The organism is Streptomyces sp. NPDC090741 (genome assembly GCF_044769045.1).
Classification (GTDB): domain Bacteria; phylum Actinomycetota; class Actinomycetes; order Streptomycetales; family Streptomycetaceae; genus Streptomyces.
Genome location: NZ_JBIVXF010000010.1, coordinates 86,662 through 109,099, shown reverse-complemented (window position 1 = coordinate 109,099; position 22,438 = coordinate 86,662). Strand labels below are relative to the sequence as shown.

20 protein-coding genes and 4 pseudogenes are annotated in these 22,438 nt (G+C 70.0%); 7 read left to right on the top strand and 17 right to left on the bottom strand.

Annotated elements, in window-relative coordinates; genetic code table 11:
- Positions 1-148: 148 nt before the first annotated feature.
- The 8 genes and pseudogenes from ACIQU4_RS26110 to ACIQU4_RS26075 all read right to left on the bottom strand — a co-directional run.
- Positions 149-271 (bottom strand): annotated as a pseudogene (locus ACIQU4_RS26110) (hypothetical protein); the annotation flags it as partial.
- A gap of 507 nt (positions 272-778) precedes the next feature.
- Positions 779-985 (bottom strand): hypothetical protein, encoded by a 207-nt coding sequence (locus tag ACIQU4_RS26105; RefSeq protein WP_403735257.1) that lies wholly within the window; start codon positions 983-985, stop codon positions 779-781.
- Positions 986-1,515: 530 nt separating this feature from the next.
- The gene (locus ACIQU4_RS26100; RefSeq protein WP_403735254.1) at positions 1,516-2,367 is read right to left on the bottom strand and encodes an ABC transporter ATP-binding protein; all 852 of its coding nucleotides are present in this window, start codon (positions 2,365-2,367) and stop codon (positions 1,516-1,518) included.
- A complete protein-coding gene (locus ACIQU4_RS26095; RefSeq protein WP_403735251.1) occupies positions 2,364-3,437 on the bottom strand; it encodes an ABC transporter ATP-binding protein in 1,074 nt (357 codons plus the stop codon). The genes ACIQU4_RS26100 and ACIQU4_RS26095 overlap by 4 nt, the downstream gene beginning before the upstream one ends.
- Positions 3,437-4,354, bottom strand: a complete 918-nt coding sequence (locus tag ACIQU4_RS26090) for an ABC transporter permease (protein ID WP_403735249.1) — start codon at positions 4,352-4,354, stop codon at positions 3,437-3,439. Before ACIQU4_RS26090 ends, ACIQU4_RS26095 begins: the two co-directional genes overlap by 1 nt.
- On the bottom strand, positions 4,351-5,325 hold the full coding sequence (locus ACIQU4_RS26085; protein ID WP_365957607.1) for an ABC transporter permease: 975 nt from the start codon (positions 5,323-5,325) through the stop codon (positions 4,351-4,353). Before ACIQU4_RS26085 ends, ACIQU4_RS26090 begins: the two co-directional genes overlap by 4 nt.
- Positions 5,322-6,986: an ABC transporter substrate-binding protein gene (locus ACIQU4_RS26080; RefSeq protein ID WP_403735246.1), complete on the bottom strand. Its 1,665-nt coding sequence runs from the start codon at positions 6,984-6,986 to the stop codon at positions 5,322-5,324. Before ACIQU4_RS26080 ends, ACIQU4_RS26085 begins: the two co-directional genes overlap by 4 nt.
- Before the next feature lie 50 nt (positions 6,987-7,036).
- The gene (locus tag ACIQU4_RS26075; protein WP_403735243.1) at positions 7,037-8,761 is read right to left on the bottom strand and encodes an amidohydrolase; all 1,725 of its coding nucleotides are present in this window, start codon (positions 8,759-8,761) and stop codon (positions 7,037-7,039) included.
- 128 nt (positions 8,762-8,889) lie between these two features.
- Here ACIQU4_RS26075 and ACIQU4_RS26070 point away from each other — a divergent pair, with 128 nt between their 5' ends.
- Complete coding sequence (locus ACIQU4_RS26070) at positions 8,890-9,585, top strand: TetR/AcrR family transcriptional regulator (protein WP_403735241.1); 696 nt, start codon at positions 8,890-8,892, stop codon at positions 9,583-9,585.
- Between the two features lie 123 nt (positions 9,586-9,708).
- Here the strand turns inward: ACIQU4_RS26070 and ACIQU4_RS26065 are convergent, their stop codons facing one another.
- Complete coding sequence (locus ACIQU4_RS26065; RefSeq protein ID WP_403735238.1) at positions 9,709-10,287, bottom strand: TetR/AcrR family transcriptional regulator; 579 nt, start codon at positions 10,285-10,287, stop codon at positions 9,709-9,711.
- 159 nt (positions 10,288-10,446) lie between these two features.
- Between ACIQU4_RS26065 and ACIQU4_RS26060 the strand changes: the two genes are divergently transcribed.
- The 4 genes and pseudogenes from ACIQU4_RS26060 to ACIQU4_RS26045 all read left to right on the top strand — a co-directional run.
- Positions 10,447-11,346: an NAD-dependent protein deacetylase gene (locus ACIQU4_RS26060; RefSeq protein ID WP_403735234.1), complete on the top strand. Its 900-nt coding sequence runs from the start codon at positions 10,447-10,449 to the stop codon at positions 11,344-11,346.
- 487 nt (positions 11,347-11,833) lie between these two features.
- A complete protein-coding gene (locus tag ACIQU4_RS26055) occupies positions 11,834-12,007 on the top strand; it encodes a CsbD family protein (protein WP_403735231.1) in 174 nt (57 codons plus the stop codon).
- A 192-nt stretch (positions 12,008-12,199) separates the two neighbouring features.
- Positions 12,200-12,322 carry a hypothetical protein gene (locus tag ACIQU4_RS26050; protein ID WP_403735228.1) on the top strand — a complete coding sequence of 41 codons (123 nt, stop codon included), beginning with the start codon at positions 12,200-12,202 and terminating at the stop codon, positions 12,320-12,322.
- A gap of 777 nt (positions 12,323-13,099) precedes the next feature.
- Positions 13,100-13,405: pseudogene (locus ACIQU4_RS26045) on the top strand (TetR family transcriptional regulator C-terminal domain-containing protein); the annotation flags it as partial.
- Positions 13,406-13,615: 210 nt separating this feature from the next.
- Here ACIQU4_RS26045 and ACIQU4_RS26040 read toward each other — a convergent pair.
- The 5 genes from ACIQU4_RS26040 to ACIQU4_RS26020 form a co-directional block, all read right to left on the bottom strand.
- Positions 13,616-14,176 carry a DUF3291 domain-containing protein gene (locus tag ACIQU4_RS26040; protein ID WP_403735225.1) on the bottom strand — a complete coding sequence of 187 codons (561 nt, stop codon included), beginning with the start codon at positions 14,174-14,176 and terminating at the stop codon, positions 13,616-13,618.
- A gap of 32 nt (positions 14,177-14,208) precedes the next feature.
- On the bottom strand, positions 14,209-14,916 hold the full coding sequence (locus ACIQU4_RS26035) for a helix-turn-helix transcriptional regulator (protein ID WP_403735222.1): 708 nt from the start codon (positions 14,914-14,916) through the stop codon (positions 14,209-14,211).
- Between the two features lie 267 nt (positions 14,917-15,183).
- The gene (locus tag ACIQU4_RS26030) at positions 15,184-15,321 is read right to left on the bottom strand and encodes a hypothetical protein (protein ID WP_403735220.1); all 138 of its coding nucleotides are present in this window, start codon (positions 15,319-15,321) and stop codon (positions 15,184-15,186) included.
- 732 nt (positions 15,322-16,053) lie between these two features.
- Entirely contained in the window at positions 16,054-17,262 is a 1,209-nt protein-coding gene (locus ACIQU4_RS26025; RefSeq protein ID WP_403735217.1) for an FAD-dependent oxidoreductase, read from the bottom strand.
- A complete protein-coding gene (locus tag ACIQU4_RS26020; protein WP_403735214.1) occupies positions 17,259-17,720 on the bottom strand; it encodes a hypothetical protein in 462 nt (153 codons plus the stop codon). The genes ACIQU4_RS26025 and ACIQU4_RS26020 overlap by 4 nt, the downstream gene beginning before the upstream one ends.
- 100 nt (positions 17,721-17,820) lie before the next feature.
- Here ACIQU4_RS26020 and ACIQU4_RS26015 point away from each other — a divergent pair, with 100 nt between their 5' ends.
- Positions 17,821-18,435, top strand: a complete 615-nt coding sequence (locus tag ACIQU4_RS26015; protein WP_403735211.1) for a PadR family transcriptional regulator — start codon at positions 17,821-17,823, stop codon at positions 18,433-18,435.
- 140 nt (positions 18,436-18,575) lie between these two features.
- Here ACIQU4_RS26015 and ACIQU4_RS26010 read toward each other — a convergent pair whose 3' ends face one another.
- Entirely contained in the window at positions 18,576-18,791 is a 216-nt protein-coding gene (locus ACIQU4_RS26010) for a hypothetical protein (RefSeq protein ID WP_403735209.1), read from the bottom strand.
- Positions 18,792-19,305: 514 nt separating this feature from the next.
- Between ACIQU4_RS26010 and ACIQU4_RS26005 the strand changes: the two are divergent.
- Positions 19,306-20,169 (top strand): annotated as a pseudogene (locus ACIQU4_RS26005) (IS5 family transposase).
- A 12-nt stretch (positions 20,170-20,181) separates the two neighbouring features.
- On the opposite strand, the gene ACIQU4_RS26000 reads toward ACIQU4_RS26005, so the two are convergent.
- Together ACIQU4_RS26000 and ACIQU4_RS25995 are read right to left on the bottom strand one after the other, a co-directional pair.
- Positions 20,182-20,640, bottom strand: coding sequence for a TIGR03618 family F420-dependent PPOX class oxidoreductase (locus ACIQU4_RS26000; protein WP_403735206.1), 459 nt, complete (start codon positions 20,638-20,640; stop codon positions 20,182-20,184).
- Positions 20,641-20,825: 185 nt separating this feature from the next.
- Positions 20,826-22,078: pseudogene (locus tag ACIQU4_RS25995) on the bottom strand (IS3 family transposase).
- Between the last annotated feature and the right edge of the window lie 360 nt (positions 22,079-22,438).

Genomic DNA, 22,438 nt, shown 5'->3' with positions numbered 1-22,438 from the left:
CATCTCATTCAGAGGGCTCACGCGGCCTCTTCGCCCCGTCCGCCGACGGCTCCTCACCGGCCTTCCGATGTCTCACCTCCCTGCGGGTACACCGCCTCCGTCGTCTCAGATGGGGTGCGGGCCGGGCCGAGCGGCACGAATTGCGGGGTCAGCCCTCGGTGTACTGGAGAGCCTCGTGCATCGCCTCGTGCATCGCCTCGGGGGCGGAGGGCCGGCCCATGGGGACGCACAGGGTGAGCAGGGAGTCCTCGAAGGCCCGGGCGGGCGTCCGGGTCGGTGGGTGCTGCGATCAGGCGCAGGCGGGCTTCGAAGAACCGGCCGAGTGCCCGCTCGGCGTCCGCCCGGAGCGGCAGCAGATACGGGCCGGAGGCCGAGGCTGCGGCGGTCGGGGTGCGGGCGGCGGGGACGCCCTGGCGCAGGACCCGCTCAGCGCGGGCCGGGACGGGCATGCCCCGGGAGGCGGCAAGCATCGCCTCGGCGAGGGCGGTCTCGGGCAGACCCGCTCGGGCTGCCGCCGCGGACAAGATGCGCTCGGCCTCGCGGGCCGGGACCGGGATCGTCGCCATCAGCGTGCCCACCGCCCAAGCGAGCGGCCGCTCGGGTGGCGCGGGTGGGTCCATGGAGATCACTTGCTTTCGTGATGGATACCCGCGTGGGCGGAGGCGGCGACGCCTGCGTCGGCCCTTGGACCGGCCGCATGACAGGACCCGGCCGGGGTGATAGTGACCACGGGCCCGGCCGGGTCCTGCGCGCATGGGCAAAGAGCGATCTGATGCGGTCAGAACTCGTCTTCGCGCATTTCGTCATCTCCGCGCTCACGCCGCATCTCCTCCAGGCGGCGCTGCGCGATCTCCTCGGGACTCATCTTGCCGGACCGCTCCTCGCGGGTACCGGGGTGCACGGGGTCCTGACTCACAGGATGCATGCGCTCCTGCTCCTCGCGGCCCTTGCCCGGCTCCTGGCGCTTGTCCTGCTTACCGCCCATGACCGCGACTCCTCTGCGACACGTGGCTGAAGGCTTCCCCTCCACCCTGGCACGCACAGTTACCTTTCGCATCACATGGGTGATCAGCAGGGGTGAGCAGGGGGGTGGCGGCGGGGGCGGGGTGCGGGCGGGTGCGTGGCACCGACGATGGAGCTTTGAGTCGTCACCGGTCGGACCTCTGGCGGCTGGTGCACGTGACGTGCGCGCCGCCGGCCCCACCGGATCCCTTGGGGCGGAGCGCAGCTGAGCGCGCATGAGCGGTGCCTCGAAGACACCGTCCGCAGTGAAGTTCTCGGCAAGGGCACCGGCGTTCCGGGGCACGGTCCCGGCGTGGACGTAGCTTTCGAACACCTCCTGCGGCCTTCTGGACACTGCGGCCTCCCTGGACGCGGGCGCGGATACGGAAGACCCACTCATCACAGCGATGTTCGCGGGATGGCGGTTTCCGTGAACGACCACGTTCCGGCGTTCCGGCGTTCCGGCTCAGCGGTCCGCGGTCGGAGTCACGACGTCGGTGTCCCGAGTCACCGTCACGAGGTCGCAGTCACGAGGTCGAGCCCGCGTCGGCGGCGGCTGATGGAGTCGGGGTCCCAGCCGGGGTGCGGGACGGACGCCAGCAGCAGCCGGGTGTAGGGGTGGCGGGGCGTGGTGAGGAGTTCCGCCACGGGCCGGTGCTCCATCGTCCGGCCCCGGTACATGACCAGCGCCTCGTCACAGACGTACCGGACGACCGCCAGGTCGTGGCTGACGAAGACCAGGCCGATGCCCGTGTCGCGGCGGATGTCCGCGAGCAGGTTGAGCACCTGCGCCTGGACCGAGACGTCGAGGGCGGACACGGCCTCGTCGAGCACCAGCACGGCCGGTTCGACGGCCAGCGCCCGGGCGATGGCCGCACGTTGGCGCTGCCCGCCGGACAGGCTGCGGGGCAGGGCCGCCGCCTCGCGGTCGCCGAGACCGACCTGTGCCAGCAGTTCGCTGACCCGGGCGGCCCGCGCCGTACGGTCGTGGGCTCCGTGCAGCCGCAGGACACCGTCCAGGGTCGCGCCGATGCTGATGCGGCCGTCGAGCGACAGGTAGGGGTCCTGAAAGACGATCTGGACGGCCTTGGCCCGGGCCAGCCGGGCCGCCTTCCCCCGTGCGGCCTTCGCCAACGGCTCGCCCTGCACGAGGATCTCCCCCGCGTCGGGGGATTCCAGGCCGACCAGCATCCGGGCAGTGGTGGTCTTGCCGGAACCCGACTCCCCGACGATGCCGAGCGCCCCGCCCGGCGGTACGGAGAACGACAGGCCGTCGACCGCGACGACCTCGGTCCCCCGGGTCCGGTACGTCTTGTGCAGGCCGCTCGCCCGGAGCAGCGCCGGGATCGGCTCGGTGGTGGTCAACGGTCCTCCTCGTCCGGAGCGCCGGTGCGGGCCGGAGCCGGGATCGTCGCGGCCGTCGCCGCCATGTCGGGGTTTGTGCCGGGGTTTATGCCGGAGAGCTCGCCGGTGAGTTCGTCCGCGCGGTGGCAGGCGACTTCGCCCGGGCCGTGCGGCCGCAGGGGCGGCGGCGACAGGTCGCAGCGGCCGGGCTCGGCGAAGCGGCAGCGCGGTGCGAAGGCGCAGCCGGGTACGGACTCCATGAGGCCCATCGGGGCTCCGGGGATGGGGACGAGGCGGCCGTACGGTCCCGCCGGGCCGCTCAGGGGCGGGGACGAGCCGAGCAGGCCGGCGGTGTAGGGGTGCGCCGGGGTGGCGAACAGGTCGGCCACGGGGGCCGTCTCGACGATCCGCCCCGCGTACATCACATAGATCCGGTCGCTGGAGGCGGCCGCGAGTTCGACGTCGTGGGTGATGAGGAGCATGCCGAGGCCCCTCTCGCGCTGGAGCCGCCCGAGGATGGACATGGTCTCGGCCTGGGTGCTGACGTCGAGTGCGGTGGTGGGTTCGTCGCACAGCAGCAGACGCGGCTCGGTGGTGAGGGCCGCGGCGATCACGACACGCTGGAGCATGCCGCCGGAGAGCTCGTGCGGGTACTGGTCCAGGTGCCGGGCGGGATCGGGGAGGCCGACGGCGGTGAGCAGTTCGACGGCGCGGGCGTTCGCCCGGTCCTTCGGCCAGCCCTGGCCGATCCGCAGCGATTCGGTCAGGAAGTCACCGACGCGGCGTACCGGGTTGATGGCCGCCCTGGGGTCCTGGAAGATCATCGCAGCCTTGGCGGTCCGTACCTCGTGCAGGCCGGCCTCGTCGGCGCCGACGAGGTCGATGCCGTCGACCCGGACCCGGCCACGGGTCACGCAGCCCGGGGGGAACAGCCCGAGGGCGGCGCGGGCGGTGACCGACTTCCCGGAGCCGGATTCGCCGACCAGGGCGACGACTTCCCCGGCTGCGACGGTCAGGGTGATGCCGTCCAGGACCGGGCGGGCCGTCGTGGGCAGCGCGATGTGCAGGTCCTCGTACTCGAGCAGTGCCATCAGGAGTCCCTCCCGGCGAGCCGGTCGCCGAGGGTCTCCCCGACGACGTTGAAGGCGACGACCACCAGGACGACCGCGACGGCCGGCACGATCGCGGACAGCGGCTGTCCCTGGAGGACGGCGGTCTGCCCCTGATTGATCATGGCGCCCCAGTCGGGTGTCGGCGGCTGGACGCCCAGCCCCAGGAACGACAGGGCGGCGAGGTCGAGGAGGGCGTAGCCGAAGTTCACGGTCGACTGGGCGAGCAGGGTCGGGGCGATGTTGGGCAGCAGGGCGCGGACCGCGACGAACACCGCGGAATGCCCCTGCACCCGGTAGGCCGCGATGTAGGGCCGGGCCTTCTCCTGCACCGCCAGACCTCGTACGACGCGTGCGGTGTACGGCATGTACGCGATCGCCATCGCGATGACCGGCGCCGTCATCCCCTTGCCGAAGAGGGCCACCGCGAGGATCGCCAGCAGCAGCGCGGGGAAGGCGAAGAGGACGTCGAGCACACGCCCGACCAGGGTGTCGATCCACCCGCCGCGCCAGGCGGTGAACAGGCCGACGGCGATGCCCGCCGCGGTGGAGAAGAGCACTACCGCGAGGGGTCCGGCGAGACTGGACCGGGTGCCGACGATCAGCGCCGAGAAGGTGTCGTGGCCGCCCTGGTCGGTCCCCAGCCAGTGCTGGGCGCTCGGCCCGACGAGGGTGTCGCCGAGCGAGCCGAAGGTCGGGTCGTACGGCGCCAGCCAGGGGCCGAACAGGGAGAGCACCAGGAACAGGGCCAGGAGCAGCATGCAGCTCGCGTGCAGCGGGCCGCCGCCGAGTCTCCGGATCCGGGTGAACGTCGCGCGGAGCATCCCGCCGGGGGACGCGGCCGCCGCGCCGGCCGGGATGGCCGGGGTGCCCGCCGGGGGTGAGGTCCGCAGGCTCATCGCGCACTCCCCCCGGCCGCGACCCGCGGATCGATCAGCGGATGCACCAGGTCCACCAGGGCGTTGACCACGACGAACGCGCCGACGACGAGCAGCACGATGGCCTGCACGACCTGGAAGTCCATCTGGTCCACCGACTGCACCAGCAGCGAACCGACCCCGGCCATGCCGAAGGCGGTCTCCACGATCGCCGTGCTCACCAGCATCCCCGAGACCAGGAGTGCGGAGACCGTCACGATCGGGCCCAGCGCGTTGCGCAGCACGTGCCGCCTGATCACCGTCCGCCGCGGCGTTCCCCGGCTGAGTGCGACCTCGACGTGCTCACGGCGCAGTTCGTCCAGCATCGCCGACCGGGTCACCCGGGTCACCAGCGCCATGAAGGTCACCGACAGGGCCGCTGCCGGGAGCACGACGTGGTGGAGCCGGTCGAGCAGGCCGGTGCCGTTGCCGATGGTCGGGAACCAGCCCAGTCGCACGCCCAGCACCGACCGGAACAGGAGGGCGGCAACGAAGGCGGGGGCGGCGGCGCCCACCGTCACGAGCAGCATCAGGGTCCGGTCCGTGCGCGTGCCGCGGCGCAGCGCTCCGACGATGCCGGCTCCGACCCCCACGACGACGATCATCAGGGCCGATACGCCGACCAGCAACAGGGAGGCGGGCAGCCGCGACCAGATGACCGAGCCGACGTCCTGGTGGAAGAGGTAGGAGCGGCCGAAGTCGCCGTGCAGGACACCGTCGAGCCACTTCCCGTACCGGACCGGGAACGGCTCGTCGAAGCCGTACTGGTGCCGGATCGCGGCGAGTTCCTGCGGGCTCGGGCTGCGTCCCTTGACCAGGAAGGCGGCCGGGTCCCCGGGGACGAGGAAGAGCGAGGAGAACACCAGGAAGGAGGTGACGAGCAAGGTCGCCGCCATGGCGGCCAGCCGGCGCAGCACCCGGCCGACCCGGGCCAGTACCGGTGCGGGCGTCATCGCTTCGCTCCGATCTCGGCGGCCCACGGGTAGTAGAGGTAGGCGATCGAGGGCTGGACGCCGGTGATCCGCTTGCCCATGAAGACACTGACGGGCTGCGTGTACAGGGGCAGCCACGGCAGTTCGCGCAGTGCCGTTCGCTGGGCCTCGGCGTTGGCCGCGGCGTGTTCGGCGGGATCGTGGGCCGCGACGGCCTTGTCGACGGCGGCGTCGAAGGCCGGGTCGGACCAGTTGCCGTAGTTGCTGAAGGAGCCCGTCTGGAGCGAGCCGTACACGTCCAGCGGGTCGGTGATCGACGTGTACCAGAAGGTGAGGAACAGGTCGATGCCCTCGCGTGCGGCCGGATCGGTGAAGAGGGTCGTGTACTTCTCGGCGGAGAGGGAATCGATCTGCGGCTTGAGGCCGATGGCCGTGGCGGCCTGGGCGACGGCCTGGGTGATGATCGTCGTCTGGGAGTCCAGCGGGCTGGTCGCGATCACGATCTTCTGGCCGTCCACCCCGGCCTCTGCGGCGAGCGCCTTGGCCTTCGCCGGGTCGTACGGGTACGTCGGTACGTCCTTGAGGATGCCCTCGCGTGCGGCGGCGGGTGCGTCGTCCCACAGGTTGTCGGTGGTCAGCGAATGGGCGACCTCTCCGACTCCGCCCGCGCCGGCCTTGACGATTCCCTTGCGGTCGATGGCCATCAGCAGCGCCTGGCGGACCCGGGCGTCGCCGAGGGGGCCCTTGAGGCTGCTCACCACCTCGTCGACGACCGTGGTGCTCCGGCCGAAGTAGAGCTTTCCGGCCTCGGTGGCACCCAACTGCTTGTAGGCGTTCGGCGGGACCATCCAGCCGCCGTCGACCTCGCCGCTGCGGAAGGCGTTGACGCGGGTGGTGGGGTCGGCCAGGAAGACGAACTTCGCCCGGCCGGACTTGGCCTTGAGGTCGGCGTTCCAGTATCCGTCGAACCGCTTGAGGCTGAGGGACTGGCCGGAGGTCCAGGACTCGAAGGAGAAGGGGCCGGTGCAGTTCACGCCGGTCTGCGCGTTGCCGTAGTCCTTGCCGGCCTTGGCCAGCGTGGCGGCGGATTCCACGGTGCCGGGGCCGGCGGCGAGGTACTTGTTGAAGGTGGAGTCCGGCTTCGCCAGGGTGACGGTGACCTCCAGCGGACCGGTGCGCTCGACCGCCTGGACGTTGCGGAAGGGGTACGCCCACACGCTGGCGGTCGCGGGGTCGAGGTTGCGGCGCAGGGAGGCGACGACGTCGTCCGCGGTGAGTTCCGTGCCGTCGTGGAAGCGCACGCCCGGGCGGATCTGGTACACCCAGGTGGTGGGCGTGGGATTGCTGTACGAGGCCGCGAGATTCGGCGAGGTCGTCAGGTCGGGGTTCCAGCGCAGCAGGCTCTCGCAGACGTTGGCGAGGATCTGGTTGGGCGGGAAGTCGAAGGAGTGCGCGTAGTCGATGGTGGTCGGCTCGGCGTAGACGGACCATGTGAAGGAGTCCAGGTCGCCCGAGGCGGCGGGCGTCCTGTCCGTGAGCCGGTATCCGCTGGTGGTGTCGTCGGGCCGGTGTGCGGGGCCGCCGCACGCGCTCGTGACGAGCACGGCGGCCGTGGCGAGGGCGGCCGCCGCGGTGTGGCGAAGCCGTCGGGGCCGGCGCGAGCTCGGTCGGGCTGAGGGCATCTGCTGCCTCCGAGAGGGGTGAGCGGGGGGGGAGGGGGAGGTCCGTCGGTTCAGAGCGAGGCGGCGTAGACGAGTTCGCCGTCGAGGTAGGTCCGCAGCACCCGGGTCTCGGCGATCTCCTCGCTGGGGTGCGCGAAGGGATCCCGGTCGAGGACGACGAGGTCGGCGTACTTGCCCACCTCGACGGTGCCGGTGACCTCGTCCAGGTGGTTCACCCAGGCACTGCCGGCGGTGTAGGCGGTCAGGGCCTGGGACAGGGTCAGGGCCTGCTCGGGGAAGAAGGGAGGCAAGGACTCGCGGGTCCCGGTCGCGTTCGGCGCCTCGTCGGGTACGGCGCGGTTGACGGCTACGTGGATGCCCCAGAGCGGGTTGGGGCTGCTTACCGACCAGTCGCTGCCCGCGACGAGCCGGGTGCCGGCGCGCTGGAGATCCCCGAACGGGTATTGGAGGGCCGCTCGTTCCGGCCCCAGGAAGGGGATGGTCAGCTCGTCCATCTGCGGTTCGTGCGCGGCCCACAGCGCCTGGATGTTCGCGGCCGCTCCAAGTCGCGCGAAACGCCCGATGTCATCGGGGTGGACGACCTGGAGGTGGGCGAGGTGGTGCCGGTTGTCATTGGCGCCGTTGACGGCACGCGCTGCGTCCAGCGCGTCGAGGACCTCCCGTACGGCGCGGTCCCCGAGCGCGTGGAAGTGGAGCTGAAAGCCCGAGCGGTCGAGGCGGGCGACCGCTTCGGTGAGCAGCTCCGGGTCGATGAAACTGAGCCCGGAGTTCCCGGTGGCGCAGCCGCAGCCGTCAAGGTACGGCTCCAGCATTCCGGCGGTGAAGTTTTCGGCGATGCCGTCCTGCATGATCTTCACGGAGGTGGCGTGGAAGCGGCCCACCCGGCCGGTGCGGCGCCGCTCCTCCAGCTCGGGAATCTGCTCCAGTCCGCGCTCGCGGTCCCACCACAGCGCGCCGACGACGCGCGCCCGCAGGGAACCTTCGCTCGCGGCACGCAGGTAGACGCCGAAATTATCGGGGTTGCCCGGGAAGGCGCCGATCATGGCGTCCTGCCAGCTGGTCACACCGAGGCTGAACAGGTGCTCCTGCGCGGCCAGCAGGCCGGCGAGCGCCTCGTCCGGCGTCGCGATGGGCACGTGCCGGGCGACCAGATCCACGGCGCCCTCCTGGAGCGTGCCCGCCGGGGTGCCGTCCGCCTCCCGCTCGATCCGGCCGTCGGCCGGATCCTGGGTGCTGCGGTCCACGCCCGCGAGCCGGAGCGCGTGGGTGTTGACCCAGGCTCCGTGACCGTCCCGATTGGTGAGCATGACCGGCCGGTCCGGGACCACCGCGTCGAGCATGCCGCGGGTGGGCGTGCCGCCGGGGAAGACGTCCATCGACCATCCGCCGCCGCGGATCCACGCGGCATCCGCATGCTCCTTGGCGTACGCGGCCACGACGGCCAGATAGCCCTCGATGGTGCGCTCCTCGGACAGGTCGCAGCCGAGCATCAGGACGCCGGCCACCGCGGGGTGGACGTGCGCGTCCTGGAAGCCGGGGACGAGCAGTCCGCCCGCCAGGTCCACGACCTCGGTGGACTCGTCGGCGAGCGAGCGGACGGCGGCCTCGTCGGCAACGGCGAGGATCCGGCCACCTCCGACGGCGACGGCGGCGTCGACGGGTCCGGCGGCGGCCCCGGTCCCCGTGCCCGTGCCGGTGCCGGTGCCGGTGAAGACCCGTCCTCCCACGAAAACGGTGTCGGCCCGCTGCACGATCGGCTCCTTGCTGACTGCCATCGACGCACCCCTCCCCATCGGCGGGCGGACCCGCTCGGCTTGTTGTTGAGGAGGAGTGAACGGGAGCGCAACATTGTTGTCAACGGTGTTGCGCTCCCTCCGTTCCACATCGTTACACTGGCCGCACCATGCCGAAGTCATCCGACACATCCGCCCGGACCAAGCGCGCGGGCAGCCAGCTCACGCCCGACGCCATCATCGAGGCCAGCCTGCGCATCGCGGCTCGCGGCAGCGCGGACGCCTTCACCGTCCGACGCCTCGGCGAGGAGCTCGGCGCCGACCCCACAGCGATCTACCGACACTTCCGCGACAAGGACGAGCTGCTGCTCTCCGTCGCCGACCGCACGCTCGGCGAGGTGGTGGACAGCATCCCCGAGGGCCTCGACTGGAAAGGGCGGCTGCGGGCGCTCGCCGACGCCTCCCTGGAGGTCGCGCTGCGCTATCCGGTGGTCGGCTCGACCATGGCCAGCCGCACCACCCGCCGGCCCAACGAGTTCCGCGTCGTCGAGCTCATCATCGGAGCCGTCAGGGAGGCCGGGCTCGACGGCGCCGAGGCGGCCGTCCACTACCGCATGGTGGGTGACTCACTGCTCGCCTACGTGGGGCAGCGCGCCGCCTACCTGCTGTTCGAACCGGACATCCGGGAGGCCGACGAGTCTTCGTGGAGCCGGGAGTACCGGCTGGTCGACGCCGAGGGATTCCCGAACATCACCCGGCTGAGCACGGAGCTGGCCGAGGTGACGGACGAGCAGATCTTCGCGGCCAGGGTCGAGGCGCTGATCACCGCCATCGAGAAGCGGGTCGAAGCACTCCGCGGCGCGTAGGCGCGTGCCCGCAGGCCCCTCGGGGGCGGGTCGGGGGTGGCGGTGCCGTTGCCCTCGCCCCGCCTTTCGGTTCACACGCAGCCATGGGCGCAACACTGTTGACAACTATGTTGCGCCAACGGTTCACTCCCCTTCACCCGGGTACCTCGCGCTGTGGAGCACCGCATCTACGACGTCGGCCGCGAAGCGGTCCGGCAGCGGTTGGCGGCGCAGCAGCACGCGGACCCGGACGGCTCCGGCGACGAGGTCGACCAGCAATTGGGGGTCGGTCGCGGGCAGCTCACCCCGTGCGCGAGCACGTTCGAAAACGGGCTGCTCACGGGCAAAGCCTCCAGCGAAGAGCTCCCGGGTGAGTTCGGCCAGTTCCGGCTGACCCGACGCGCCGGCCAGGGCACGCACGACCGGTTCGGCATGCGGTCCGGTGAGCAACCCGGTGACCTGCTCAACGAGCGCAACGAGGTCTCCGCGCAGGCTCCCGGTATCCGGGACGGAGATGTCGAGGGCCCTGGCATGCAGCACGGTGGCGCGCACCAAGGCCGGCTTCGAGGGCCACCAGCGGTAGATGGTCGTCTTGTTCACGCCTGCCGCCCGGGCGACGGCCTCGATGGTGAGGCCGTCATGCCCACGCTCTGCCAGGAGCTCGCGAGCGGCGTCGAAGATGGCGGCGGCGCGTGGACCTGAGGCTGTACCGATGCCTGCCAAGACTGCCGCCCCTGCCACCGTGACATGGGGCCTGCTGGCCGCCTGGGTAGTCAACGACGTGGCGGTGCTGCACGGCTTGGGCCTCGCCGTAGTGACGACCGCCGGACGTGGACGCGCGCACCACGGGGACCGACGCACACCGTTCCGTAGGCTGGCGGCATGCGCATGCGCCCCACTCTGAGCTGGACCCCGACCGAGGGCCTACGTCCTGGCACCGCCGATCCTGAGCCGGTCGCCGATGCACTGAGGACCGGCGGTGTGCTGGTGCTCAGCGGGGCGGGCATATCCACGGAGTCGGGCATCCCCGACTACCGGGGTGAGGGCGGGAGCCTGAGTCGGCACACCCCGATGACGTACCAGGAATTCACCGCCGGTGCTCAGGCCCGGCGCCGCTACTGGGCGCGCAGTCATCTGGGCTGGCGCACGTTCGGCCGCGCCCGGCCCAACGCCGGGCACCGGGCTGTGGCGGCGTTCGGCCGGCACGGTCTGCTCTCGGGTGTGATCACCCAGAACGTCGACGGCCTGCATCAGGCCGCCGGCAGCGAGGGGGTGGTGGAACTCCATGGAAGCCTGGACCGGGTTGTCTGCCTTTCCTGCGGCACCTTCAGCTCCCGCCGTGAACTCGCCCAGCGGCTCGAGGAGGCCAATGCGGGCTTCGAGCCGGTGGCCGCCGGACTGAACCCGGACGGTGACGCCGACCTCACCGACGAACAGATCGGAGACTTCTGCGTGGTGCCCTGCTCGGAGTGTGGCGGCATCCTCAAACCGGACGTGGTGTTCTTCGGCGAAGCCGTTCCGCCGGGGCGGGTCGAGCGCTGCCGCGAACTGGTCGGTGAGGCGACCTCACTGCTGGTCCTGGGCTCCTCACTGACGGTGATGTCCGGGCTCCGGTTCGTCCGCCAGGCAGCCCAGGCCGGGAAGCCCGTCTTGATCGTCAACCGGGACCCGACCCGCGGCGACCAGCACGCCGTCACACGCGTCATGCTCCCCCTGGGAAGGACCCTCACCACCTTGGCCGACCGCCTGGACATCTCCGTCGACGGCCAGGCGGCCGGCTGAGTCGGGCAGGGACTGAAGTCTCTGCGGGAGCACGAGCGGGAGCGGGCTGGGGCCAGGGGATCCCAGGCGGGACGAGCTGCGGGCGCCCGTTCCGTGGCGTGCGGCGCTCGAACGGCGGACCACGTACGTGGGCGAACCGCAGCCACCGCGTCCACGCCGGCGGCGCAGCGGGCCGGAAGCCGTCCTCCGCCGCGACCGCGAGGCGCCCGTCCGGGCGGCTGCGGCGAACGCGACCGACCGTCACAGAGTGAGGAGGAGCCGGGCCGAAACCGTCGATCACAGCGAACGCGGGCATGTTGCCCCAGGGGACCGGGCCCGGACGGGCCGGTGGCCGGACGGCGTATGCACCGCGGCCGGCTCCTACGTGTCCGAACGACGCCTCACCGTCGGTCTCCGCACTCCCTGGACGTCCAGCTGGTTTGGCAGCCGGAATCGCGGTCAGAAGCAACACGTACGGTTTGTCACCATCCTTCAGGAGTGATCAGCTGTGTCGAAGAACCAGAAGAGCCGGGCCAAGGCCGAGCAGGCCAAGGGCAAGCTCAAGGAGACGGCCGGCCGCGCGGTGGGCAACGAATCCTTGACCGCTGAAGGGCGCGCCGAGAAGGCCAAGGGCGATACTCGCCAGGCCAAGGAGAAGATCAAGGACGTCTTCAAGGGCTGACGCGCCAACGGTGTCGTCGTGGTCCCGGACCCACGGCGGGCGCGGGGCCACGGCGCACGAACGCCGGCCCGTTCGCCGAGCGTCACGGTGCGTGTGAGGTGGGTCGGCACGCCTCCGAGTAGGAGGAGCCGACGTCATGGGCGGTATGCGGGGCGAAGAGCAGCCCGGGCGATCGGCAAGGGGCCCGGAGAGATGGGAACGCAGCGCAAGCGCGTCACCGGCCGGGAGCCGACTCACCACCGGCAGCCGGGCCGGCCCGCCAAGCCCGCCCGCCCGCCCGCCCGCCCGCCCGCCCGCCCGCAGCAAGCATCGTGAGGGCGAGGACTCCACACGTCACCGGAAGAGGGTTTTCTGCCTGAGGAAGACCTGCACGACAAGTAGCAGGCACCCGGACGCAGGGCCTGACCAGGGAGGCTAGCCAACCCGGTCGGGCCCCACCTGTTCCGCACCACCTGCTCGGCGTCGCGGGCAGGTGCGGGGGCACCTGAACGTGGGAACTATGGGTGGCGGCGGTATGCGAAGCGTGGCGGAAGAAGAGCTGTTGCTGACGCCCGCAGTGGTGTGTCCCAGGGCGTGTCCGGCGCCGTACTGGCGGCCGCAGACCGATCAGTGGGGCAGCAACCACAGAGTGGTGGCGCGCCAGGCCGCTCCTTCGAGAAAGAACTGCAAAAGGAGCAGGTGTCGGCGTACACACGAACGTCGGGTCGTACGCCGACACAGGGCGACCTGAATGGCAGGGACGGCGACGACACCATCACCGCCACCGGTGGAGCGGCCACGCCCGGCAACCCGGCACCCTGGACGGCGGCGCGGGCAACGACACCGTCGCCCTGACCGGCGGGAGCGGCAACGGCAAGAACGCGGGCGGCGCCGGCAACACCGGCAAGGTCACAGCCGGCAGCAGCGACATCACCACGATCGGCGGATCCGGCGACCGCTACAGCGCGGGCGGCGTCGGCAACGCGGAGCCCGGCACCATCACCGGCGGCGCCACCGTGAGCGCCACCGGCGGCGCCGGCGGCCAGGGCCAGCACACCGGCGGAACCGGGAACACCGGCACCATCACCGATGCCGCGACCGTGAAGGGTTGCGCTGCGCAAGTCGGGCTGGACCGACGGCTGCCCGGTCACGGCAGCGGCACTGGAAACCTTGGGGACCGAGTCCGAGATCCAGCAGGCATGCGCCGACGCGCTGCGCGGTTGGGAGCAGATGGTCACCGGCAAGCTCCTGCGCTCCGCCTTCCAGGCCCGCGACGCCAGGGAGTTGGCGACCACCGTCATCAGCGCCCTGGAAGGAGCCGAAGTGACGGCCCAGGTTAACCGCAGCGAGGAACCACTACGGGTGACGGGCCGACAACTGGCCCGCTTGATGGGTTCCTACGGAGTGCCCCGCCCGTAAAGACCACTTGTGATCGGGGGACAGGACCCAGGCCGTCCTGCCGGCCGCATCAGCGGATCGGGAACAAGCACTCGGCTCGCGATGGTGGCAAGGTTTCAGGGTTCGCAGGCGCCGCCCCGGTTGTGGAGATGACGCCGCGCCGGTTGCTCGCGTCGATCATCACGGTCGGGAGACCGGCGCCGCCGTCCTGCCGGGTTGAGCGTCCCGGCCTCAGACCGCCGCCGAGTCCCCGGCCGGCGCCGGCTGCGCGCTCCGGGCGGCCTGCTCAGGCTGCGCCGGCGGCGCGGCCTGAAGATGCTGGGCGGCCCCGGCCTCGGCGGCGGTGTAGGAGGAGGCGAAGGTGAACGCGCGCGGGGACGGCCCGTGCGCCTGCAGGTCCGCCAGCCGCTCCAGGGCCTCGCCGACGGTCGGGTGGTGACCGGCGGGGACCCACCAGAGCACCAGGTGCGCCTCGACGTGCCGTTCGAACCATTCGCGGCGCCGCCGCATCACTTCCAGGTGCCCGCTGCGGTAGGCGAAGTCCCACAGAGCCTCCTGGCTCTGCCACACCGACAGGTTGACGATGACGTCCTCGCCCGCCGGGCGCAGGCCGGTGGCGTCGGCCGTCCCCTCCTCCACGAGCCGCCACACGAAGCCGGGCGCGTCGTCGGCGGCGGCGTTGACCGGGTCGAGCATCTCGACGAAGGGCGCGATGCGCGGGTCGTCGAAGGGATGGCGGAGCGTGGCGATGTTGAGCTGGGCGAGGTGGGCGGCGCGCGCGGATGCGGTCATGGCCTCATCCCAGCACGCCCCTTCTTTCTATGTCAATCCTCATTGTTTTTAGAAGACTCGACCACTACGCAGCACTCCCCCGGCCGGGCGTCCATGCGAGCGCGGACGGGCCCGTCCGCGCCGAGGAGCCCCTCCAGCAGTGCGAGGTTCATGCCGCAGACGAGCGGCGGGAAGCGTTCGGCGACGGCGTGAAAGGGGCAGTTGCGCATACGGACGACGCGTGCAGCCGCCCCCTCGACGTCTTCGGCGCCCTGGGCGCCCTCAGCGCCCTCGATGCCTTCCAGGTGCGGTTCGTAGCCGCGGGCGGCCAGCATCTCCACGGCCTCTTCGAGGCCGCCACAGGGCGACGCCGAGCCGCGCAGGGCCTCACCCCGGCGGCGCGCGGCCGCGCAGAGAACGGCGTCCAGCCCGGCCTGCTCGGCGGCCTCGGCGAGCAGCTCAGCGGCGGTGCGGTAGTCGCGGGCGGGCAGCGACACCGACCACTCGGCCCGTGCCCGCGTGTACACCTTGGCGGGACGGCCCGCCCCCGGCCCCGAGCGGCCCGTCAGGCGGCGGCTTCCGCTCTCCAGCAGCCCGGCCTCAGTCAGCCTGTCCAGATGGTGTGCAGCGAGCGTGCGCGCCACCCCGGTCGCCTCGGCGGCCTCGTTGCGGCCGACCTCACGGCCCTGCGCCGCCACGTACTCATACAGGCGGCGCCGCACCGGATCCTGCAACACCGCGATCGCATCGATGTCCTCCACATGGCCATTCTAGGAACAACACAGGTTGGAAATAGAAAGGCGGGACCCGCCCAGCGGCTACGTAGGTGAGACGCATCTCGTCACCACAGCCACCTCGTCGAACTGCCAGCTAGCACCACTGCGCTGCTGGAGCTCACCGGTGTCGGGATCCGGCCCTGCAACGACATCCGTCGCACACCGATCCGTCCGGCCCAGGGGCCACTGGCCAGGACAGACATTGATCGGCCGACAGACGCTTACGCCGCCAACCGGCGACGCGGCGCCTGGTCACTGTCCGCCGAGTACGGCGTCGCCGAGATGGGTCCAGGTGATGTGCCGGGCATCGTGGGACTGCGCGACGAGCGAGAGCCGGGTCACCGGCAGCGTCACCGGCCCGACGGGGAGATCGGAGAGCAGCGCCTTCATCGCCAGGCGGTCCGGCCGGGCCTCCCCGGCGACGCCGTAGGCGAGCGAGGCATGGGGGAGGTAGACCCGGGGGCCGGAGCGGAAAGCGGGTGTCGCTGACCTCGGCGTCGATCCGGGTCGTCAGCTCCCACAGCCGCCGGGCCTGCTCCCCCGGATACGCCGACACTTCGAGAGCGACCCGGCCGACCTCCGGTCGTCCGTAGGCCAGCTCGAACGGTGCGATGGCGGCGGCCTCCTCACGGACGCGGGCGAGGATCGTGTCGAGCTCCTCCGTCCGGTACTGCGCTACCGGCCCGCCGCGCATCGCCGTCGTGTGCACCCAGCGCGCCTCCACGGCGGCCAGGCCCGGCTGGTCGGTCAGCTTCCGGTACGGGTGTAGGTTCTCGTTTCCGCTGTCCCATGGCGTGTCACTGACCAGCACAGATGCTCACGTCTCACGGGTGGTCCCCCGTGCGTCCGTCTTACTTCCGTGTCCTCTTCCGAGCTGTCCGGCGGGAGTCCGGACGAACGGCAGGGAGTCGGCCGAGGCCGGCGCCCAGGTCGCCGGCGAGTTCTGTGAGGAGGCCGCCGAGTACTACGACACGCGCAGGATCCTTGCGGCTCGGCCACCTCGATCACGGAGGTCAGCGTCTGGAACCGCTTCAACTTCGCCACCCGGCAGGCGCCGGACGCGCTGCCGGACCTGACGCAGGGTCCACGTCCCGGGCGTCGCGGTCGAGGACCGGCTGGAGTTCAGGTGAGCGGGTTCGCCTTTGCGTTCCAGTCGATGTGGTGGTCGAACTGCCAGGCCATCTTCTCCGGGTTGATCAGCTTCATGGCCGCCGGCATCACGAGGTCGCGCAGTACGCGGCCGACCGGGCCCGCACTCTTGTTGCTGTTCGTGCGGGCGCCTAGCTTGATGATGCGTTCGACGCGCGGGCGGCGCAGTTGTTCGTACGTCGAGAAGGCCTGGTCGTAGGGCAGGTCCCTGAGGCAGCGCGCCAGTTCGACGGCGCTTTCCGTGGCGATGGAGGCGCCCTGCCCGGAGCTGGACGAGGCGGCGTGGGCCGCGTCGCCGATCAGGGTCATGCGGCCGCGGGTCCAGGTCGGGACCCTTGGCATGTTCTCCATCGGGCCGGTGATGAGGAGCTGGCCGACGTCGGTAAGGCTGATCATCTCGAGGGCGGGGGTGCGGTCGTCGGCGAAGGCGGTCTGCAGGGTGCGCATCCACTCCTGCGCGCCGATCGCCTGGGCTTCGGCGACTGTCATCGGGAGGACGTGGGGCAGGTTCACGAACCACACCGCCGAGGAGTCCTCGAAGACCTGGTAGCCGAAGAAGGCGCGCTTGCCGAAGCACATGTACATGACGCCGTTGGTGGAGGGAAGTCCGGATTGGTGCATCCGAGCTCCGAAGCAGACCAGGCCGGCGTAGTTCGGCTGTGGCGCGGCCGGGTCGATCAGGGGGCGGACCGTGGAGCGGATACCGTCGGCGCCGATCAGGATGTCGGCGCTGGCCTGCGTACCGTCCGCGAAGTGCGCGGTGACGCCGGAGTCGGTGTCCGTCGTGTCGGTCAGCCGCTTGCCGTGATGGATGGGTACTGAGCGGCGCTCCGCCTCGTCGTAGATCGCACGGTAAAGATCGGCGCGCCAGACGAACTGCAGGGACGGGAGGCGGGAGGGCGGGGCGAACCGTGCGAGGTGCTTGCCCGTCCAGCTCCGTAGACCCATGGCGGTGACCGGTGTGCCGATGGCGCGGACGAGATCGCCCGCACCGATCACGTCGAGGGCGCTCTGGCCGTTCGGGGCGATGGTCATACCGCCTCCGGCCCCGTCGGCCGTGGAATCGTACGCCTCGTAGACGGCGGCCTCGATACCTGCCTGGCGCAGGGCCATCGCGGCGACCGGGCCTGCGATACCGCCGCCGATGACGAGCGCTGTGCGGGCTTTAGCGATGCGGGTCATGACTGGTGCCCCCTGGTCGGGTCGTCGATCGTCGGTACGCCGCCGGTCTTGTGGGCGCGGCGCACATCCTGGACGTACGCACGGGAGAACATCGCCGACAGGATCGCGATGCCACCGCGGTGGATGCGGATCTCGCTGTTCGTCACAGAGCCGGACAGATGGATACGGCGGCCGACCGCCTTGTCTCCCGTGGATGAGGACCGGGAGTCCTTGATCTTGCCGCGGGCGGTCCACCTCAGGTTCCAGTGGTCAACGGCGGTGCTGTCGTCGACGAGCAGCTTGACCATGGCCCGGTCCAAGTCGATGTGGATCTCGATGTCGTCGGGGAGGCCGGGGGAACGGAGGTCGAGGACAGCGGCTCCGTGGCGGGCCTTGATCTCGAAGCGGCCGGCCTCGGTCCAGTTCCCCAGGTGCTTGACGAGGCCGTGGTCGGAGTGGATGCGCTCGGTAAGGGACATCTCGGTGGTTCCTCTCTGGGCGGCGTTGCGTTGACGATTCGATAGTTGCACTGAGACTAGTCTCTCGTCAACTAGTCTTTCTGAGGCTAAAATCGAGTCCATGACTTCATCCGCTCCCCGCAGCTCCCCCCTCGCCCTGACCGTCCTGGCCCTGCTGCACTACAAGCCGCTGCACCCGTACGGCATCCAGCGCCTGGTCAAGGACTGGGGCAAGGAACAGGTCGTCAACGTCAGGCAGCGTGCGAGCCTGTACCGCACGATCGAGCGGCTCAATGGCGACGGGCTGATCGCGGTTCGCGAGACGGAGCGCGATCAGCAGTACCCCGAGCGGACCGTGTACGAAGTCACGGACGCGGGGCGCGAGACCGCCCGCGCCTGGCTGGAGGAGATGCTCTCCGCGCCCAAGCAGGAGTTCCCTGAGTTCCCGGCCGCCCTGTCGAATCTGCTGCTGCTCACGCCGGAAGAGATGACGGACGTGCTGGAGCGGCGGGCCGGCGCGCTCGCGGAGAACCTCGACGGACTGGAAGCGGCCATGGCCGCAGAGGCGGAGCAGGGGCTGCCGCGCATCACCCGCCTGGAGACCGAGTACCTACGGGCCGTGACCGCCGCGGAGCTGGAGTGGGTGCGCGCGGTGGTCGAAGACTTGCGAGCCGGCGGGCTCGCATGGTCGAAGGACCAGCTGGACGCCCTCGCAGCGGGGCCGGTGCATCAGTGAGCCCGCCCCCGGAGGTTCCGGGGACGGTCTGAAACTCCGCATTCTCGCGGGGTCAAACCCCAGCCGCTCGTCTCACTTCTGTGTCCTTGGGGCCGGACTGGGGGCATTGCCTGTGAGAAAAGGACACCGAAGGCGCGAACCTACAGGTACGGGCCCGCCAACTGCTCCTCCACAGCCAGAGGGTCGTGAAGGATGTGCCAGTGGAGGTCAGCCTGCCCGACCGGCCAGGGTATGGCCCGGGTGAGAACCCCGGCGAAGAAGTCGTCCATGTCCCGCGCCGTACGAGGTGCGGCCTTCGTGATGGGGCCGAACACCGGAACCGGGCTCTCCCGCCCTCCAGCCATCGCCCGCGGCATCTCGGAGCTCCCTCCGGATCGTCATCGACCACAATGCGGGCGCCGCCGACACCCTGGCGAGTTACCGGAGCCCTGTCACCCTGTTCTCCGCTCTGGACGACGCGCTGAGCGCGGCAGGCGTTCCGGCGGACCTGCTGGCCTTCCAGTACATCCACAGCGGCCCGCCCTCGGAGATCGGGTTCCGCATTCCCCCCCCCGGAGGGTTCACCGGAAATCGGGTGGAGGAGCTGATCAAGGCTCTTGACGGCTGGTCCTCCGATTGGAACGAAGGTCGGGGAGCCTGGTGGTGGGCCGAAGACGGCTCGCTCTTCTCCTCGATCGTCGGCTGACTGACTGACTGAATCAATATCCCAGGGCATCCCCACCACCTGACTCGACAACCAGCCCACCCCCGAGACCACACCACATACCGGGGATCACTGAAACTGCGCAGTACTCAACCAACCTGCGCAACCAGGCCCAGAGCTAGGGCCTGTTGCAAAAGTCGATCTTGGTCGTGAAATGATCATGTGTTGTGGCACGTGGAGATCTGACGGACGAGCAGTGGGCACGGCTGGAGCCGCTCTTGCCGAAGGGCGAACTGTCCGGCCGGCCTCCGATATGCCCAGGCGGCAGCTGATCAACGGCATACGCTGGCGGACCCGAGCCGGGACGCCGTGGCGGGATGTGCCCGAGCGGTATGGACCCTGGGACCGGGCCTACGACCTGTTCCGACGCTGGCAGCGCGACGGCCGGTTCCTCACCGAGCTGCAAGCCCAGGCGGACGCGAAGGACCTGATCACCTGGGATGTGAGCGTCGACTCGACGGTGTGCCGGGCCCACCAGCACGCCGCCGGGGCGGCCGAAAGGGGGATCTCCAGAAGGAGCCGCCCGGGGGTGTCGAGGTCGAGCCGGACGACCATGGCCTCGGGCGCTCACCAGGCGGGCTGACCACCAAGGTCCATCTCGCGGTCGAGTAGGGGCAGAAGCCCATGTCGATCGTGATCACGGCTGGTCAGCGCGGGGATTCCGCGCAATTCGAGCCAGTGCTGGAGCGTACACGGGTACCCCGGCTGGGGCCGGGGCGTCCACGCAAGCGGCCCGACAAGGTGCGCGCCGACAAGGCGTACGGTTCCCGGAGAACCGCGCCTACCTGCGCCGACGTGGAATCCGCTGCACGATCCCGGATAAGAAGGACCAGATCCGCAACCGCAGGAAGCTCGGCTCCCGCGGCGGTCGGCCGCCGAAGTTCGACAAGACCGACTACCGCGAGCGCCATGCGGTCGAGTGCGGCATCAACCGCCTCAAACGACACCGGGCTGTCGCTACGAGATGCGACAAACTCGCCGTCCGCTACGAAGCCACCGTCCTCGTCGCGGCCATCAACGAATGGCTGTGACTGTGACCGGTCTTAACCGTTGATGTCGAGTGCCGTCCCGTACAGCCGAGATACCTTCAGTCGGATGACCACCCGGCGCTCGGCGACCAACTGCTCCAAGAATGCATCTTCATCCTGCGGCTTCGCGGCCTCTGGCACCATCGCGAGCAGCTCTCGCCCGATCGCATCCCCCGGCGTGGTCGTGATTTCGGAGACGTCGGCCTCGCCCTCGGCCACGGCGAACGACCATACGTCGCCGCCCGGAACATGCACGGCCGCGCGTGGGTCACGCCGGAGTTGCTTGACCTTGATGCGGTCGGCAGTGGTGGAGAACCGCACGATGCGCGCTTCGGCGTCCCAGTTGTAGAGCATGGTCGTGAGATGAGGATGGCCGCTGCGCTTATTGGTGGCGAGGGTGCCGAACTGCTGAGTGCTCAGCAGTTCGGAGAGAGCATCGTCGGACAGGGAGCGGGGTGCTGGACCTTGAGTCATGATGTGCTCAACTTCCCTGTGTGCCTGGGCATTCCACCCGCCATCCAAAAGTCCGGCCCACCAATTTTCGCAACAGACCCTAGAGGCTCCGCAGTTCAGAGACTGGCGCGCCGTACTCTGCGCAGATTCAGTGAGCCGACACAGCCTCCAACTCACTCTGAACCGTTCCGGGTTCGGTAGAGACTTCAGATTGTGGCTGTGACCTGGGGTTTCGTGGCTGCTCGGTAGTGGTTGGCTTCGTATTCGACGGGCGGGACGTGCCCTATCTCTCCGTGGAGTCGGCGGTGGCAGTACCAGTCGATCCACTCGGCGGTGGCGAGCTCGACGTGGGACAGGGTCTTCCAGGGCCGCTGGGGTTTGATCAGTTCGGTCTTGTAGAGGCCAATCGTGGATTCCATCAGGGCGTTGTCATAAGCGTCGCCGACCGAGCCGATCGAGGCCGCGATACCGGCAGCGTCCAGGTGCTCGGCGAGCCTGAATGACGTGTATTGACTGCCCGCATCCGAGTGATGAACCAGGTCACCGGGGGTGTGGGGGCGGCCTTCACGGTCGCGCTGCCACAGCGCCATCTCCAAGGCGTCCAGCACGAGTTGTGTTTCCTTGCTGGTGGAGGCGGACCAGCCGACGATACGGCGGGAGAAGGTGTCGACGACGAAGGCGACATAGACGACGCCGGCCCAGGTCGCGATATGGGTGAAGTCCGCGACCCAGCAGCGGTTCGGCGCGGTGGCGACGAAGTCGCGGTCGAGTCGGTCCGGCGCCCGTTCCGCCGACGGATCCGGGATCGTGGTGATCACCCTCTTGCCGCGGACCGCGCCGGCGATGCCTATCTCGCGCATGAGGCGTTCGACGGTGCAGCGGGCCACGACGTGACCGTGCCGGTTCAGCTCCCGCCAGATCTTCCTCGCCCCGTAGACGCGGTAGTTGGCGGTGAACACCTCACGGATCAGGGGCTTGAGTTCCTCGTCGCGCACGGTCCGCGCGGACGGTCCAGCGAGGCGTTTGTGGTGGGCGTAGTAAGTGGAGGGGGCGATCTTGCACTCGTGCATAGTCAGTACGCGGCAGATCGGCTCGACACCGCCGAAGCGGTCCCGGTACTCGTCGATGAACGCTACGAGCGCAGGTGTGGCCGGTCGAGCTCGGCCGCGAAGAAACTTGCCGCCGCTTTCAGAATGTCGTTCGCCCGCTTCAGCTCGGCGACTTCCTTCTTCAAGGCTTTGACCTACGCAGATTCCTCGCTGGTGGTCCCGGGACGGGAGCCGGAGTCGATCTGGTCCTGACGGACCCACTTACGCAGCGTCTCGGTCGAGCCGATGCCGAGCTTCTCGGCGACCGCCTTGATCGCGGCGGACTCGGTCGGATAGTCACTGAGGACCTCGGCGACCATGCGGACTGCTCGTTTACGCAGCTCAGCGGGATAGGAGGACGGGCGTGCCATGACTCGATCCTTTCATGGAATCGAGTCTCTACCGAACCCGGAACGGTTCACTCAGCCAACCTGCACAACCCCAGGTCAGAAGGGTGACGACTGCTCAGTTCCACTGACCGACAACACCCGCCCCTGCTGTCCGCAGCGAAATCCCACAGCCGGCTACAGGACCACGCCCCCGACAGCCAGCTCCTGCCCTTGATCAACAGCCACAACAGCGAACAACTCCGCCACACCGCGACGAGTATCCGCCACCACCTGAACCACCCCTGACCAGCAACAACCCCACACCCGCCATACCAATCGGCAACAGACCGACCAGGCCAACCACCAAAAACGGCAGCATCAGATCGGCATCCATGTCAGCAC

Bases quoted from the DNA above. Each gene is read 5' to 3' on its own strand.
- ACIQU4_RS26105 (WP_403735257.1), bottom strand. From the start codon at position 985: ATGGGCGGTAAGCAGGACAAGCGCCAGGAGCCGGGCAAGGGCCGCGAG.
- ACIQU4_RS26095 (WP_403735251.1), bottom strand. From the start codon at position 3,437: ATGGCACTGCTCGAGTACGAGGACCTGCACATCGCGCTGCCCACGACG.
- ACIQU4_RS26090 (WP_403735249.1), bottom strand. From the start codon at position 4,354: ATGAGCCTGCGGACCTCACCCCCGGCGGGCACCCCGGCCATCCCGGCC.
- ACIQU4_RS26085 (WP_365957607.1), bottom strand. From the start codon at position 5,325: ATGACGCCCGCACCGGTACTGGCCCGGGTCGGCCGGGTGCTGCGCCGG.
- ACIQU4_RS26080 (WP_403735246.1), bottom strand. From the start codon at position 6,986: ATGCCCTCAGCCCGACCGAGCTCGCGCCGGCCCCGACGGCTTCGCCAC.
- ACIQU4_RS26075 (WP_403735243.1), bottom strand. From the start codon at position 8,761: ATGGCAGTCAGCAAGGAGCCGATCGTGCAGCGGGCCGACACCGTTTTC.
- ACIQU4_RS26070 (WP_403735241.1), top strand. From the start codon at position 8,890: ATGCCGAAGTCATCCGACACATCCGCCCGGACCAAGCGCGCGGGCAGC.
- ACIQU4_RS26060 (WP_403735234.1), top strand. From the start codon at position 10,447: ATGCGCATGCGCCCCACTCTGAGCTGGACCCCGACCGAGGGCCTACGT.
- ACIQU4_RS26050 (WP_403735228.1), top strand. From the start codon at position 12,200: ATGGGAACGCAGCGCAAGCGCGTCACCGGCCGGGAGCCGACTCACCAC.
- ACIQU4_RS26040 (WP_403735225.1), bottom strand. From the start codon at position 14,176: ATGACCGCATCCGCGCGCGCCGCCCACCTCGCCCAGCTCAACATCGCC.
- ACIQU4_RS26030 (WP_403735220.1), bottom strand. From the start codon at position 15,321: ATGAAGGCGCTGCTCTCCGATCTCCCCGTCGGGCCGGTGACGCTGCCG.
- ACIQU4_RS26025 (WP_403735217.1), bottom strand. From the start codon at position 17,262: ATGACCCGCATCGCTAAAGCCCGCACAGCGCTCGTCATCGGCGGCGGT.
- ACIQU4_RS26020 (WP_403735214.1), bottom strand. From the start codon at position 17,720: ATGTCCCTTACCGAGCGCATCCACTCCGACCACGGCCTCGTCAAGCAC.
- ACIQU4_RS26015 (WP_403735211.1), top strand. From the start codon at position 17,821: ATGACTTCATCCGCTCCCCGCAGCTCCCCCCTCGCCCTGACCGTCCTG.
- ACIQU4_RS26010 (WP_403735209.1), bottom strand. From the start codon at position 18,791: ATGCCGCGGGCGATGGCTGGAGGGCGGGAGAGCCCGGTTCCGGTGTTC.
- ACIQU4_RS26000 (WP_403735206.1), bottom strand. From the start codon at position 20,640: ATGACTCAAGGTCCAGCACCCCGCTCCCTGTCCGACGATGCTCTCTCC.